Here is a 15,254-nt window from a genome sequence, read left to right on the forward strand (position 1 = left end):
CAGTGATTGTGGGGCAGGGTGGCCGGCAGTAGGTTGAAGCCATCTGCTGAAGGAGAAGCCATCATGCCCGAGTACAAAGCTCCCCTGCGCGACATGCGCTTTCTGATCGACCACGTCTTTGACTTCCACACTCAGTACGCGGCTCTCGGCGCCCACGACGCCAGCCCGGACATGATCAACGCGATCCTCGACGAGGGCGCGAAGTTCTGTGAGAACGTTCTGGCACCGCTCAATCGCAGCGGCGACGAAGAGGGCTGCCATTTCGACAATGGCGTGGTGACAACGCCTACAGGCTTCAAGCAAGCCTTCGCACAATACGTGGAAGGCGGCTGGCACGGTCTGGCGGCAGATCCGGCTTACGGCGGCCAGGGCCTGCCGAGTTCGCTGGGGCTGGTGATGAGCGAAATGGTCGCCTCCAGCAACACCTCGTGGGGCATGTACCCGGGCCTGACCCATGGCGCCATGTCGGCGATCCACGCCCACGGCACCGAAGAACAGAAAAACACCTATCTGCGCAAACTTACTGCAGGCCAGTGGACCGGCACCATGTGCCTGACCGAAGCCCATTGCGGTACCGATCTGGGCATCATCAAGACCCGCGCTGTGCCTCAGGCCGACGGCAGTTATGCAGTGACCGGCAGCAAGATTTTCATCTCCGCCGGCGAGCACGACATGAGCGACAACATCATTCATCTGGTGCTGGCCAAACTGCCGGACGCACCGGCCGGGACCAAGGGGATTTCGCTGTTCATCGTGCCGAAATTTCTCCCGGACGCCTCCGGTGAGGCGGGTAAGCGCAACGGTGTTTCCTGCGGCTCGATCGAGCACAAAATGGGCATCAAGGCCTCGGCCACCTGCGTGCTGAATTTCGACGAAGCCAAAGGCTTCCTGATCGGCGAGCCGAACAAGGGCCTGAATTGCATGTTCACCATGATGAACCACGCGCGTCTCGGCACCGGGATGCAGGGCCTGTGTCTGGGCGAAGCGAGTTTCCAGGGCGCAATCAAATACGCCAACGACCGCCTGCAGATGCGCGCCCTGACCGGCGCCAAAGCACCGGAAAAACCGGCGGATCCGATCATCGTCCACCCGGACGTGCGACGCATGCTGCTGACCATGAAAGCCTTCAACGAAGGCAACCGCGCGCTGACCTATTTCACCGCGCAGATGCTCGATGTCGCGCACCTGAGCCCGGACGCCGAGGCGCGTCAGGAGGCCGAAGACCTGTTGGCGTTCCTGACGCCGATCTGCAAGGCGTTCATGACCGACACCGGTCTGGAGGTGACCAACCTCGGCATGCAAGTGTTCGGCGGCCACGGATTTATCCGCGAGTGGGGTATGGAGCAACTGGTTCGCGATTGCCGCATTGCACCGATCTACGAAGGCACCAACGGCATTCAGGCGCTGGATCTGCTCGGGCGCAAAGTGCTCGGCAGCCAGGGCAAACTGCTGCGCAACTTCACCAAAATCGTTCACAAGTTCTGTGCTGCCAATGCCGGTCATGCGCAACTGGGCGGGTTTGTCGCGCAACTCGATGACCTCAATCAGCAATGGGGCGAGCTGACCATGAAGGTCGGTATGGCCGCGATGAAGAACCCGGATGAAGTCGGCGCGGCTTCGGTGGATTACCTGATGTACAGCGGTTACATCGTTCTCGGCTACCTGTGGCTGCGCATGGCGCTGGTCGCTCAGACTCAGCTGGAGTCGGGGGAGGGTGATGGCGATTTCTGCCAGGGCAAACTGGCGACGTGCGAGTTTTACTTCAAGCGGTTGCTGCCGCGCACCACGGCGCATCGTGCGGCGATCGAGGCGGGTAGCGATTGCCTGATGAAACTGCCGGCGCAGTTGTTCTCGCTGTAACACGCCACTGTTAAACAAAAGAGCCCGCTGATTGCGGGCTTCTTTATGGTTGATTGCTGGTGACTAAAAATAACAAAACAGTCACCGCCTGACCCTATGTGTCGCAAAAGTTGTTGGGTTACACTCCAGATCAACGAAAACACCCTTCCACGAATCACCTGTTTAGATCTTTGCGAGGTTTGCCATGGCTGACTACAAAGCGCCGCTGCGCGATATGCGCTTCGTCCTCAATGAAGTGTTCGAAGTCGCCAAACTCTGGGCCGAACTGCCGGCCCTGGCCGAGACGGTGGACGCGGAAACCGTTGAAGCCATTCTCGAAGAGGCCGGCAAGGTCACCAGCAAAAGCATTGCGCCCCTGAGCCGTGCCGCCGATGAAGAAGGCTGCCACTGGGCCGACGGTGCTGTCACGACGCCGGCCGGTTTCCCACAGGCTTATCAGACTTATGCCGAAGGCGGCTGGGTCGGTGTTGGCGGTGATCCTGCCTACGGCGGCATGGGCATGCCCAAAGCCGTGTCGGCTCAGGTCGAAGAAATGGTCAACTCCGCCAGCCTGTCCTTCGGTCTGTACCCGATGCTGACCGCCGGCGCTTGCCTGTCGATCAACGCCCACGCCAGCGAAGAACTGAAAGCCGCTTATCTGCCGAACATGTACGCCGGTGTCTGGGCCGGTTCCATGTGCCTGACCGAGCCACACGCCGGCACCGACCTGGGCATCATTCGCACCAAGGCCGAACCTCAGGCTGACGGTTCCTACAAGGTCAGCGGCACCAAGATCTTCATCACCGGCGGTGAGCACGACCTGACCGAAAACATCATTCACCTGGTGCTGGCCAAACTGCCGGACGCACCGGCGGGGCCGAAAGGCATTTCGCTGTTCCTGGTGCCGAAGTTCATGGTCAATGCCGATGGCAGCCTGGGCGCACGTAACCCGGCCAATTGCGGTTCGATCGAACACAAGATGGGCATCCAGGCCTCCGCCACGTGCGTGATGAACTTCGACGAAGCCGTGGGTTACCTGGTCGGCGAGCCGAACAAAGGCCTGGCCGCGATGTTCACCATGATGAACTACGAGCGTCTGGGGGTCGGCATCCAGGGCCTGGCCACCGGCGAGCGCTCGTACCAGAACGCCATCGAATACGCCCGCGACCGCCTGCAAAGCCGTTCGCCGACCGGCGCGCAGAACAAGGACAAGGTCGCTGACCCGATCATCGTTCACCCGGACGTGCGTCGCATGCTGCTGACCATGAAAGCCTCGAACGAAGGCGGCCGTGCGTTCTCCACCTACGTGGCGATGCAGCTCGACACCGCCAAATTCAGTGAAGACGCCGCCACCCGCAAGCGTGCAGAGGATCTGGTTGCCTTGCTGACGCCAGTGGCCAAGGCGTTCCTGACCGATCTGGGTCTGGAAACCACCGTCCACGGCCAGCAGATCTTCGGCGGCCACGGCTACATCCGCGAGTGGGGCCAGGAGCAACTGGTGCGTGACGTGCGCATCACCCAGATCTACGAAGGCACCAACGGCATTCAGGCGCTGGACCTGGTGGGGCGCAAGATCGTCGGCAGCGGCGGCGCGTTCTACAAGCTGTTCGCCGACGAGATCCGCCATTTCACTGCGACCGCCAGTGCCGATCTGGGCGAATTCACCAAGCCGCTGAATGACGCCGTCGACACCCTCGACGAGCTGACCTCGTGGTTGCTGGACCGGGCGAAAACCAACCCGAACGAAATCGGCGCGGCGTCGGTCGAGTATCTGCAAGTATTCGGCTACACCGCTTACGCGTACATGTGGGCGCTGATGGCCAAGGCGTCGCTGGGCAAAGAAGCGCAGGACGATTTCTACGCGAGCAAACTCGGCACGGCGCGGTTCTATTTCGCCCGTCTGCTGCCGCGGATTCACTCGTTGAGCGCGTCGGTCAAGGCCGGCAGCGAGTCGCTGTTCCTGCTGGACGCTGCGCAGTTCTGATGATGTAACGTCATGTAAGCGATCGCTTACATGACGTGCTGCTGTTCTCCCATAGGCGTAGATTGGATCCACAGCTAATCTACTTTCCATGGACGTCGCGCAGGAAGCGCAAAGCAACAACACGGACACGTAGGATTCTGCCAGGGTGGCGGAGTGAAATGGATGTCAGGGAAACAGTCTGCAAAGCCCCGCTTCGGCGGGGTTTTCTTATGCCCGCAGAAAAGTTTTCAGCTCAGCGCGTCCAGCGGCGGCGCACCTTTCAGCGGTTTGTCCTCACGCTGCATCACCTCTTCCAGCAACGTTCGCAGCAAGGCCAATGGCGCCTGCTGGCGTTGCACATCGCGACACACCAGTCCGACCTTCAACGGTACACGTGGCTCACTTAACGGTTTCCACAGCAGATCCTGATCGTCGTATTCCTTTTGCGAGCGGCCGGGCAGCACCGTCGCCAGGCGGGTATGCGGCAGGCTGTCGAGAATCCCCACCATGTTGTTCAACTCGGCCTGCACTTGCGGGCGACGTCCGAGGCTGGCCAGTTGAGCCTGCCAGATCTGGCGGATCTGAAATTCTTCGCCCAGTAGGAGCATCGGCAATTCGGCAGCTTGGCTCATCGAGACTTTCTTGAATTCCCGCAGCGGATGATCCGCCGGGATGACCAGCGTCAGTTCATCTTCGTACAGCAACACACCGTGCAGCCCCGGCTGACGTGGAGGTAGATAGCTGATGCCGATGTCCAAGGAACCGTTGAGCAGACGCCGCTCGATCTCAAGCCCCGTCAGTTCATAAATCTGCACCACCAGATGCGGCTGGGCCTTGCGCACCCGTTCCAGCATTTGCGGCACCAGGCTGGTGTGCACGGTTTGCAGCACGCCGATCGCCAATGTGCGCAGCGCCTGCCCTTTGAAATTACCCAACGCCTCACGCGCACGCTGCATGCCGTCGAGCAGGGGCAATGCGTGGTTGTACAAGGTATGGGCGGCGAGGGTCGGTAACAGGCGTTTACTGCTGCGTTCGAACAGGGTGACGTCGAGGTTTTGTTCCAGGTGGCGAATCTGCTGGGACAGTGCGGGCTGAGAGATCGACAGGCGCTCTGCGGCGCGCCCGACATGGCCTTCTTCGTAGACCGCGACGAAATAACGCAGTTGTTTGAAATCCATAAGTAACACTTATCGAAAATGCTGGGAAATCGAAATGGCTCGACGCCGTGAACCGGCCTAGTCTAACCGCATTCACAAGGCTGACAGGGCCGGAAAGCGCAATGACCAGCGTTTGTTTTGAAAGTGTTTGCATAGGCAGTTCAAAAAACCTCGATCGAGGTTTTTTTCAATGAATCTGTTCAGTTTGCGGCGCCAGACGCCGAGCCTCGATGACCTGGCTTTTGAAACCCGTGAATCGGATGCCGCTGATGGCTTGAATGCCGAGCGTCTGATGCCCAGCGTCGAGCGCCCGCAGCAGGTATTCGTTCGCGGCCAGGGTTCCTGGCTGTGGGACAGCAATGATCGCGCCTACCTGGATTTTTCCCAGGCCGGCGGTGCCAACAGCCTCGGCCACAGTCCTTCGGCGCTGGTCAAGGCTATCGCCAGCCAGGCCCAGGCCCTGATCAATCCCGGCTTCAATCTGCACAACCGCGGCATGCTCAGCCTCGCCGAGCGCCTGTGCGCCAGTACTTCCAGCGATCAGGCCTATCTGCTCAACAGCGGCAGTGAAGCCTGTGAAGCGGCAATCAAACTGGCGCGCAAATGGGGCCAGCTGCATCGCGGCGGCGCCTCGCGGATCATTGTCGCCAGACAAGGCTGTCACGGACGTAGTCTGGCGACGATTTCGGCGTCGGACAGTTGCAACCTGCACAACCGCTTCGCGCCGTTGCTGCCGGGTTTCGATCTGGTGCCGTTCAATGACCTGCCGGCACTGCATGCGGCGGTGGATGCGCAGACCGTGGCAATCATGCTCGAACCGATCCAGAGCGATGCCGGGGTGATCCCGGCGACCGAGCATTACCTCAAGGGTGTCGAACGTTTGTGCCGGGAGTTGGGGATTCTGCTGATTCTCGACGAGGTTCAGACCGGCATCGGCCGCTGTGGCACCTTGCTCGCCGAACAGTCCTACGGGGTGCGCGCCGATATCGTCGTGCTCGGCAAGGGCCTCGGCGGTGGCGTGCCTCTGGCGGCGCTGCTGGCACGAGGCAAGGCCTGCTGTTTCGAGCCCGGCGAATTGGGCGGTACTCATCACGGCAACGCGCTGATGACCGCCGCAGGGCTTGTGGTGCTCGACAGCGTGCAGGATCGCGCCTTCCTCGAACAGATCCGGGACAACGGCCAGCATCTGCGCGAAGGGCTCGCCCGTCTGGCCCATCGCTATGAGCATGGAGAGTTACGCGGCCAGGGCCTGTTCTGGGGACTGAGCCTGTCGGAAGACTCCGCCGAGGCCGTGGTCAAAGCCGCGCTTCACGAAGGCTTGCTGCTCAACGCCCCACAAGCCTACTGCCTGCGTTTCACCCCGGCGCTCACTGTCAGCAAGGCCAACATCGACGAAATGCTTTTGCGCCTGGCCCGTGCCTTTTCCCGGGTACGCACCGCGCAACTGCAATGCCGCAAAGGCATTGCCGTTTGAGCTGAAGTTTCCCACCCGAATTCAAGAACCGTCTCGCGGTATAACGCACGCCCCACGCCTGATTTTTTTGGCGTGGGGCGTTTTTTTGTGGCCGGGTAATGGCAATCAGATGGCGAGATTGCGGTTTGCACTGAACCCTGACAAACGGCACAGGTCGATTAGCTTGTATGGCTCAGGTGAGCCAACCCCCAATCAGGAGCTGCCCCATGGACTTTATCCGCATCATCATTGCCATTCTGTTGCCGCCTCTGGGTGTGTTTCTGCAGGTCGGGTTCGGCGGCGCGTTCTGGCTGAACATTCTGCTGACGTTGTGCGGTTACATCCCGGGGATCGTGCATGCGGTGTACATCATCGCCAAACGCTGAGTCTCAGTCCGTCAAGCCCATCACTCGCCGGTAAAACCGCCATTCCTGCTCCAGCGCATGGGCCTGGTTGGCGGCCCGGCGGAAGCCGTGGCGTTCATCGGCGTAGTAATGCGCCTCGACCTCAATGCCGTTTTGCTCCAGAGCCGCGACCATGTCGCGGGTCTGTTGCGGCACGACCACGGCGTCCAGTTCACCCTGAAAGAAAATCACCGGTACGCGGATGTTGCCTGCGTGCAGCAACGGCGTGCGGGCGGCGTAGCGTTCGGCGTCCTTCTCCGGGTCGCCGATCAGCCAGTCCAGGTAATCGCCTTCGAACTTGTGTGTTGCGCGGGCCAGGGCCACCGGGTCGCTGACGCCGTACAGACTGGCGCCAGCGCGGAATACCTGATGGAACGCCAGGGCGCACAACGTGGTGTAACCACCGGCGCTGCCGCCACGGATGAATGCACGATCACCGTCGATCATCCCGCGTTCGGCCAGGTAGGCCACCACTGCGCAGGCGTCCTCGACATCCACCGCGCCCCAACTCAGATGCAGTGCCTGTCGATACTGCCGCCCATAGCCGCTGCTGCCACGGTAGTTGAGGTCGGCGACGGCGAAGCCGCGTTGCGTCCAGTACTGAATGCGCGGGTCGAGCATCGGGTAGCAGGCCGACGTCGGGCCACCGTGGATGAACACCACCAGCGGCGGTTTCGCATCGCCATTCGTGGCCGGGTAAAAGAAGCCGTGGGCTTCACCCGAACCGCTGGGGTAGCGCAGGGTTTGCGGTCGGCTGATACGCTCGGCGGGCAGCGGTGCAACGCCGCCAGCCAGGACATTCACTTCACGGGATTTGCGATCAATGGCGATCACCGCTGAAGGGCTGATCGGTGAGGCGGCGATGCAATAAACGAATTGATCATCGACAGCCAGATGCCGGAAGCGGCTGTAGTCGCCGGTGAAGTCTTCGCCGTTGAGCGCCAGACGCCCGAAACCGCCTTCGCTCCAGCTCGCCAAAAAGCCCTCGTCGGTGGGCAGCCAGGTGCAGCCGCCGAGTTGCCATGGGGCTGGCGCGTGATCGGCTTCGGCGCTAACTGACGGTTGCAAGCCGTTTGCCGACTCGACCCACGGTTGCCAATAACCATCACGATCGGTCAGACAGCCCAGTCGGCCATTGGCATCGAAGCGCGGTTGCTGGATCGACTCTTCAAACGTTTCTCCGGCCACGCAACGTGGGGCAGAAAATCCATTACCTGTACGCTCGGCGAGCATCAAACGCGTGGAAGTCCACGGCTGATGCGGACGGCTCCACTCGATCCACGCCAGGCGCTGCCCATCAGGGCTGATGATCGGCGATGCATAAAAATCCGCGCCTTCAATCAGCCTATGACGCTCGCCATTCGCCAGATCGATGGCCACCAGCCGATGGCAATCACCGGTCTCTTCAACGGCCAGCACCTGCCCGTTGGCGTAGTTCAGATCGCCATAACGACACTCGCCAGATGTCAATGCCACGGGCTCGCCGTCCAGCGCCTGGCGATACAGCTGTTGATCCGCCTCGTTGACGAAAACCACCCCGTCAGGCGTCAGGCAAAACGCCCCACCGCCATATTCGTACACCCGGCTGCGAACGCTGAAACCCGAGGGCGTCAGACATTTCGCCACACCATCGCGCCAGTGCCAGATCCGGCACGCGGCGTCTGTCGGGCGATATTCATTCCAGAACAAACCACGGGCGCCGAGCTGCAATTCGGCGAAGTCCACGCCGGCGGCAACCGCAGCGGTGGCGCTGAAAGGCTCAGCCTTTGGCGATGAGGCGCGAGTTTCGTTCATTGCGAAAGGCCAGTTGTTCGATGGTCTGGGTGGCGTGCTCGGCTTCTTCGCGGGCCTTGAGAATCACGCCGTGATGTTCTGACTTGCTGCACACCGGATCGGCATTGCTCGCATCGCCGGTAAGCATGAAAGCCTGGCAGCGGCAGCCGCCGAAATCCTGCTCTTTTTCGTCGCAGGAGCGGCACGGCTCGGGCATCCAGTCATAGCCGCGGAAGCGGTTGAAGCCGAACGAGTCGTACCAGATGTGCTGCATGCTGTGGTCGCGCACATTGGGAAATTGTACCGGCAGCTGTCGGGCGCCATGACAGGGCAGGGCGGTGCCGTCCGGTGTGACTGTCAGAAACAGACTGCCCCAGCCGTTCATGCAGGCTTTCGGGCGCTCTTCGTAGTAGTCCGGGGTGACGAAAATCAGCTTGCACGGATGCCCTTCGGCTTCCAGTTTTGCGCGGTATTCGTTGGTGATGCGTTCGGCGCGAACCAGTTGTTCCTTGGTCGGCAACAGGCCAACACGATTGAGCTGCGCCCAGCCGTAGAACTGGCAGGTGGCAAGTTCGACGAAGTCGGCCTCCAGCGCAATGCACAGTTCGATGATGCGGTCGATCTTGTCGATGTTGTGCCGATGGGTGACGAAGTTCAGCACCATCGGATAGCCGTGGGCCTTCACGGCGCGAGCCATTTCCAGTTTCTGCGCGAAGGCTTTTTTCGAGCCGGCGAGCAGGTTGTTCACTTGCTCGTCGCTGGCCTGGAAACTGATCTGGATGTGATCGAGCCCGGCCTTCTTGAAGTCGCTGATCTTCTGCTCGGTCAGGCCGATGCCGGAGGTGATCAGGTTGGTGTAGAAACCCAACTGGCGCGCTTCGCGGATCAGTTCGGCGAGATCCTGGCGCACCAGCGGTTCGCCCCCGGAAAAGCCCAGTTGCGCCGCGCCCATCTCCCGCGCTTCGCGGAACACCTTGATCCACTGCTCGGTGCTCAGCTCTTTGCCCTGCTCGGCGAAATCCAGCGGATTGGAGCAGTACGGGCATTGCAGCGGGCAGCGGTAAGTCAGCTCGGCGAGCAGCCACAGCGGCAGGCCGACTTCCGGTTTGGCCGGGACTTGCACCGATGACTCAGGCAAGTTCGATCCAGTGCTGCGCACGGGCAACCTCCATGAATTGCTCGATGTCGTCACCGAGCTCGGGCACGCCGGGGAACTGTCTGTCGAGTTCGGCAATGATCGCCGCGACATCCCGCTCACCGTCGATCAGGCCGCCAATCAACGCGGCACTTTCATTGAGTTTGATCATGCCTTCCGGGTACAGCAGCACGTGGCCTTTCTGCGCCGGTTCGTACTGGAAACGGTAGCCGGGACGCCAGGCCGGGGTCTTGCTGCGGTCGAAACTCATAAGGCGATTCCTTTATGCCAGACCCGTTGATCGGTGACGCTGTGATACGGCGGGCGGTTCAGTTCGTAGGCCATGCTCATGGCATCGAGCATGCTCCAAAGGATGTCCAGTTTGAACTGGAGAATTTCCAGCATGCGTTCCTGACCTTCGCGGGTCTTGTAGTGCTCAAGCGTAATCGCCAGACCATGCTCGACATCGCGCCGGGCCTGGCCGAGACGGGTGCGGAAATATTCGTAGCCGGCCGCGTCGATCCACGGGTAATGCTGCGGCCAGCTGTCGAGGCGCGACTGGTGGATCTGCGGCGCGAACAGCTCGGTCAGCGAGCTGCTGGCGGCTTCCTGCCAACTGGCGCGGCGGGCGAAGTTGACGTAGGCGTCGACGGCGAAACGCACGCCGGGCAGCACCAGTTCCTGGGAGCGCAATTGATCCGGATCGAGACCGACGGCCTGGCCGAGGCGCAGCCAGGCTTCGATGCCGCCGTCTTCACAGGGGGCGCCGTCGTGGTCGAGCAGGCGCTGAATCCACTCGCGGCGGATCTCGCGATCCGGACAGTTGGCGAGGATCGCCGCGTCTTTCAGGGGAATGTTCACCTGATAGTAGAAGCGGTTGGCGACCCAGCCCTGAATCTGCTCGCGGGTGGCCCGGCCTTCATACATCGCCACGTGATACGGGTGATGAATGTGGTAATAGGCGCCCTTGGCGCGCAGGGCCGCTTCGAATTCGGCGGGGGACAGCGGGGTGTCGGTCATTGCAGTTCTCCGGGCATTCGTTACAGGACGATGCTCATGCCGTCATACGCCACTTCAACATTGCGCCGAACCAGTTCCGCGCGCTCCGGGGAGTCTTCGTCGAGAATCGGGTTGGTGTTGTTGATGTGGATAAGCACTTTGCGCTGTTCGGGAAGCTGTTCCAGCACTTCAAGCATGCCGCCAGGGCCATTCTGCGCCAGATGGCCCATTTCGCGGCCGGTGCGGGTGCCAACGCCACGGCGCTGCATTTCGTCGTCGTCCCACATCGTCCCGTCCACCAGCACGCAGTCGCTGCCGGCCATGATTTCCAGCAGCGGCGCGTCAACCTTGCCCAGACCTGGCGCATAGAACAGCTTGCCGCCGGTGCCGAGGTCTTCGACGATCAGGCCGATGTTGTCGCCCGGATGCGGGTCGAAGCGGTGCGGCGAATAGGGCGGTGCGGCGCTGCGCAACGGCAGCGGGGTGAAGCGCAGGTTCGGGCAGGCGGCGACGGTGAAGCTCTGGTCGAGTTCGATGCGGTTCCAGTCCAGCCCGCCATTCCAGTGCTTGAGCATGGTGAACAGCGGGAAACCGGTGCTCAGGTCTTCGTGGACCATGTCCGTGCACCAGACCTGATGCGGGCAACCTTCGCGCAGGCTGAGCAGGCCGGTGGTGTGGTCGATCTGGCTGTCCATCAGGATGATCGCGCTGATGCCGGTGTCACGCAGGGCACGGCCCGGTTGCATCGGGGCGAAGCTCTGAAGCTGCGCGCGGATGTCCGGGGAGGCGTTGCACAGCACCCAGTTCACGCCGTCATCGGAAATCGCGATGGACGATTGGGTACGGGCCTGGGCATTCAGGCTGCCGTCGCGAAAACCGGCGCAATTGACGCAGTTGCAGTTCCACTGCGGAAAACCGCCACCGGCGGCCGAACCCAGAATCTGGACGAACATGAACGCTCCATCATTTCAACGCTGAAAATAAAACGCCCCGGCGAGCCGAGGCGTTGCACTGCAGTGTTCTGCTTGAGGCAGGACTCAGCGGCTGGCGAAGTACATGGTGACTTCGAAGCCGATGCGCAGGTCGGTGTAAGCAGGTTTGGTCCAAGCCATCGGGTGACTCCTTTTTCAGGTGGGTGGGATAGCGCTATCCATAGGTATAGTCCACGGCAGCGCAGGGATGTTCCAAATAGTTAGGTGGCTATGTTACTCAAAATTTCAGGGGCTTTGCCCGTGAATCTTTGAGAAAGCTCCTTGCAGCCCCGGTAATGATCATTTAGCCGCGTGCCAGGGCGCGCCCGGCGCAGGGCTGTTGGCCAGACAGTGCCAGCCGCCTTCGGCGCGGATCAGACGTTGTGCGGCGGCCAGCAACGCCGGGCGATCCAGTTGAGCTATGGCGCTGCGCAATTGCACCAGATAATCCGACGAGTGGCCGGCGAGGCGGGCCTGCCACAGGAGTTCGGCCGCATCTTTGCCGGACAGGACGCGGTCATCGAACTGATCGGCAAGCGTCTGGCGCTGCCGCATGAAGCTGGCGTCATCGAGTTGTTCGATAAAGGCTGGCAGGCCATCGAGAAACTGCTGAATGTGGTCGAGCAATTGCGCGGCGGTGGCCGTGGGCGATTGCACACCGAACAGCAATCCGGTCTGGCCGTGGAGCTGACGCAGGCCGCTGAACACGGCGTAGCCGAGTTGCAGTTCGACGCGCAGGCGTTGGTAGAACGGTGTCTGGCACAGATGCGCTAGCAGACGCCACGCGGCTTCGTCGTCGATTTCACGGCTGGCGGTCGGGCAGAACAGCAGCAAGGCATGTTCGCTGGACGCGCTGTCGATCTGACTCCACCGGAATCCGGCGTTAATGACCGAAGGTGGGGGAATTTGATTGTCCGGGATGCCGGGGATGCGACTCAGGGCCAGACCCATGGCGGATTGGGTTTGTGGGGAGAATCCCAGCGCCAGACCGTCCCAGCGGGAAGTTGTCCACAGGTGCGCGGCGTCATCGGATTCATTTACCGCTGGCAGGCACTTTTCCGGCAGTACTTTGATCAGTTGGCGGATCGGTATCAACGGTACTTGCGGCTCGCCTTTCGCGGAGTCGGCGCCCACTTGAGTCAGGGATTTCAGCGCGTGCTCCAGCACAACGGGCAGTGTGTCCTGCAGGCCGGTGAGTTTCAGCAGCCACTGATTACCCGTGGCGTTGAAGGACAACTCGACCCCAGCCTGATGCGCGTCGTCAGAAACCTCCCGCAGACTGCGTTGCAGTTTCGCTTGCAACTCGGCCGTGGCCGCTGCTTCCGTCTGCCAGCGAACATATACCGCACCTTCGTCACCGTTATCCGGCAGCGCTTGGCTGAATTGCATCGGCGAACGTTCGCGTCGAGTGCGCGAGCGATCCTGAGCAAACGTGCGCAGACCTCGGTGGGCGCTGGTCTGGCCGCGGATCAGGCCGGCGTTGGCCAGCGGTTCGGCCGAGCGCAGGAACGGATTGGCGGCGGGCAGATGCCAGTGGCTGCTGAAGTTATCCACAGTGCCGATTTTGCCGAGAATCATCTTGAGCGCTGCAACGGCCGATTCGGAGAGGCCGCTTTCGAGTTGTTCGCTGTCGAGTCGGGCCAGCTGCAATGCACCGCTGACCTGCTGCTGTCGTTCAAGCAGCGTTGCATACTCCTGACGCAACGCTGGCCAGTCCTGCTGCGCTGCGAAGTAGCTCAACCAGTCGAGAAACTGCGCGCGGATGTCTTCGATTGATCCGGATGCCGCAGTGAACTGAAGATGTAGCAAAGCCTGCCCAGCAAATTGATAAGGCACACAGGCCTGTAAGCCTTCCGCGAATCCCTGCTGCTGCAAGTGAGCGAGCAACCCGCCGGGCTTGGCGCTGTTCAACCAGTGGCAGAGAAACGCCAGCGCTTCGGCCGACGACTCCGGCAAGTCCTCCAACGCGAACAGCAGATTGCTGTTCCGTTCGCAGACCTGTTGATAACTTGCCTGTGGAGTGTCCATCAAGCGAACGGGGGCTGCCTGTGAAGTTTTATCCCCAGCCGTCAGCGCGGCGGCAAACTGCTCCGCCAGCGCTCGCAGTTCTTCCACGCTCTGCGGCCCGACCAGACTCAGGATCATCTGCCCGGTCCGGTAAAACTGCTGATGGAAATCTTTCAACGCCTGCTGAAAATCCGCTTGTTCAACCGGCAGGCTCTCGCGGTTCCCGGCATGAAAGCCGCGCAAAGGATGTGCTGCCGACAATCCCTCAAACAGCGCTTCTTTCTGCTGAGCCGCAGCATCCTGCGACCACGCGACACACTCCGCCTGTAACACTTCACGCTCCCGCACCTGATCGTCCGGATTCATACGCGGATGGGCGAGCATGTCCGACAGGCGCTCCAGCCCGCCGCCGAAGGACGCCGGCGGTAACTCACAGAAGAAATCGGTGGTGCGCTCGCGGGTGCTGGCATTCACTTGACCGCCCTGACTTTGCACGTAAGCCATCAGCCCTTGGCTTGCAGGAAAATGCTCAGTGCCGAGGAACAGCAAATGCTCAAGGAAGTGCGCCAGCCCCGGCCACACCAATGGCACGTCATGACTGCCGGCAGCCACCCGCAATGCCGCGGCGCTGCGTTTCAGGCCGGGCACGTGACGCAGGGTCACGCACAAGCCGTTGGCCAGGGTTTCGGTTTGGGGACGGGGGTGAGTCGGCGCAGGCATGGGCACTTCCAGAACAGTGAAGTGCCAATGCTAGCGGATTAGCGCTTGTTGAGCGCGTCGTAAAGTTCGGGACGACGGTCGTTGAAGTAGCGATTGGCGCTGCGCGAGTCGACCATCAACTGGCGATCCAGCTCACCGACGATCAAGGCTTCATCCAGCCCGGCCTGGGCGATGCGGCTGCCATCCGGTGCGGCAATGCTGCTTTGCCCGCAGTAATGGATATCGCCTTCGTGGCCGCAATAGTTGGCATATGCCACGTAGCACTGGTTTTCGAAGGCCCGGGAGCGCACGGAAACGTCGGCAATGAAATCGAATGGAATCATGTTGGCTGTCGGCACCAGAATCAGTTCGGCCCCTTCAAGGGCCAGGCGCCGGGCGTTTTCCGGGAACTCCAGGTCGTAGCAGATCAGGAAACCGAGCTTCCAGCCGTTGAGCTCGACGATGGGAAACTCGCCATCGCCAGGGCTGAACATCGAACGATCCAGATCGCCGAACAGATGCGTCTTGCGGTAATTGCACAGGCGCTCGCCGCTCGAGTCGATCAACTGCACGGCGTTGTAGATCTGTCCTTCGGCGGTGCGCTCCGGGTAACCATAAAGGATCGCCAGGCCGGCAGCCTTGGCGATCCGTCCGACTTGCTGGGCCCATTCACCGTTGTAGACCTCGGCCAATGTCGCGACCGCCTCCTTGCCGATGTTGTAGCCGGTCAGGAACATCTCCGGCACCACCAGCAGGTCGGCGCCTTTGGCTTCCATCGCCAGTTGATGCAGGCGCTGGAGGTTGGCGGCGGGTTCCAGTGGCAGCGGAGGACATTGGTAAAGGGCTACACGCAT

Annotated in this window: 13 protein-coding genes; 4 read left to right on the forward strand and 9 right to left on the reverse strand. The window is 61.3% G+C overall.

The window, feature by feature from the left end:
* The first annotated feature begins 63 nt into the window (after positions 1–63).
* Both QLG12_RS24525 and QLG12_RS24530 read left to right on the forward strand, forming a co-directional pair.
* Complete coding sequence (locus QLG12_RS24525; protein ID WP_282475362.1) at positions 64–1,860, forward strand: acyl-CoA dehydrogenase C-terminal domain-containing protein; 1,797 nt, start codon at positions 64–66, stop codon at positions 1,858–1,860.
* 184 nt (positions 1,861–2,044) lie between these two features.
* Positions 2,045–3,823, forward strand: a complete 1,779-nt coding sequence (locus tag QLG12_RS24530) for an acyl-CoA dehydrogenase C-terminal domain-containing protein (RefSeq protein WP_011336234.1) — start codon at positions 2,045–2,047, stop codon at positions 3,821–3,823.
* A 227-nt stretch (positions 3,824–4,050) separates the two neighbouring features.
* Here the strand turns inward: QLG12_RS24530 and QLG12_RS24535 are convergent, their stop codons facing one another.
* Positions 4,051–4,980, reverse strand: coding sequence for a LysR family transcriptional regulator (locus tag QLG12_RS24535; protein WP_197867318.1), 930 nt, complete (start codon positions 4,978–4,980; stop codon positions 4,051–4,053).
* Between the two features lie 169 nt (positions 4,981–5,149).
* On the opposite strand from QLG12_RS24535, the gene QLG12_RS24540 reads away from it, so the two are divergent.
* A complete protein-coding gene (locus QLG12_RS24540) occupies positions 5,150–6,433 on the forward strand; it encodes an aminotransferase class III-fold pyridoxal phosphate-dependent enzyme (protein ID WP_282475363.1) in 1,284 nt (427 codons plus the stop codon).
* A gap of 206 nt (positions 6,434–6,639) precedes the next feature.
* Positions 6,640–6,798, forward strand: coding sequence for a YqaE/Pmp3 family membrane protein (locus QLG12_RS24545; protein ID WP_003228885.1), 159 nt, complete (start codon positions 6,640–6,642; stop codon positions 6,796–6,798).
* Positions 6,799–6,801: 3 nt separating this feature from the next.
* On the opposite strand, the gene QLG12_RS24550 is transcribed toward QLG12_RS24545, so the two are convergent.
* The 8 genes from QLG12_RS24550 to QLG12_RS24585 form a co-directional block, all read right to left on the reverse strand.
* Positions 6,802–8,610, reverse strand: coding sequence for a S9 family peptidase (locus QLG12_RS24550; protein ID WP_282475364.1), 1,809 nt, complete (start codon positions 8,608–8,610; stop codon positions 6,802–6,804).
* Positions 8,576–9,748 carry a pyrroloquinoline quinone biosynthesis protein PqqE gene (pqqE, locus tag QLG12_RS24555; protein WP_192559139.1) on the reverse strand — a complete coding sequence of 391 codons (1,173 nt, stop codon included), beginning with the start codon at positions 9,746–9,748 and terminating at the stop codon, positions 8,576–8,578. The genes QLG12_RS24550 and pqqE overlap by 35 nt, the downstream gene beginning before the upstream one ends.
* A complete protein-coding gene (pqqD, locus tag QLG12_RS24560; protein ID WP_197867321.1) occupies positions 9,720–9,995 on the reverse strand; it encodes a pyrroloquinoline quinone biosynthesis peptide chaperone PqqD in 276 nt (91 codons plus the stop codon). Before pqqD ends, pqqE begins: the two co-directional genes overlap by 29 nt.
* A complete protein-coding gene (pqqC, locus tag QLG12_RS24565) occupies positions 9,992–10,744 on the reverse strand; it encodes a pyrroloquinoline-quinone synthase PqqC (RefSeq protein WP_282475365.1) in 753 nt (250 codons plus the stop codon). The genes pqqD and pqqC overlap by 4 nt, the downstream gene beginning before the upstream one ends.
* Before the next feature lie 20 nt (positions 10,745–10,764).
* Entirely contained in the window at positions 10,765–11,676 is a 912-nt protein-coding gene (gene pqqB / locus QLG12_RS24570; RefSeq protein WP_039768057.1) for a pyrroloquinoline quinone biosynthesis protein PqqB, read from the reverse strand.
* A gap of 84 nt (positions 11,677–11,760) precedes the next feature.
* Positions 11,761–11,835 carry a pyrroloquinoline quinone precursor peptide PqqA gene (gene pqqA, locus QLG12_RS24575; RefSeq protein ID WP_003444522.1) on the reverse strand — a complete coding sequence of 25 codons (75 nt, stop codon included), beginning with the start codon at positions 11,833–11,835 and terminating at the stop codon, positions 11,761–11,763.
* Between the two features lie 159 nt (positions 11,836–11,994).
* The gene (pqqF, locus tag QLG12_RS24580; RefSeq protein ID WP_282475366.1) at positions 11,995–14,421 is read right to left on the reverse strand and encodes a pyrroloquinoline quinone biosynthesis protein PqqF; all 2,427 of its coding nucleotides are present in this window, start codon (positions 14,419–14,421) and stop codon (positions 11,995–11,997) included.
* Positions 14,422–14,459: 38 nt separating this feature from the next.
* Entirely contained in the window at positions 14,460–15,254 is a 795-nt protein-coding gene (locus QLG12_RS24585) for a carbon-nitrogen hydrolase family protein (RefSeq protein ID WP_011336225.1), read from the reverse strand.

Source organism: Pseudomonas sp. V88_4 (assembly GCF_029967985.1).
Lineage (GTDB): Bacteria > Pseudomonadota > Gammaproteobacteria > Pseudomonadales > Pseudomonadaceae > Aquipseudomonas > Aquipseudomonas glycinae.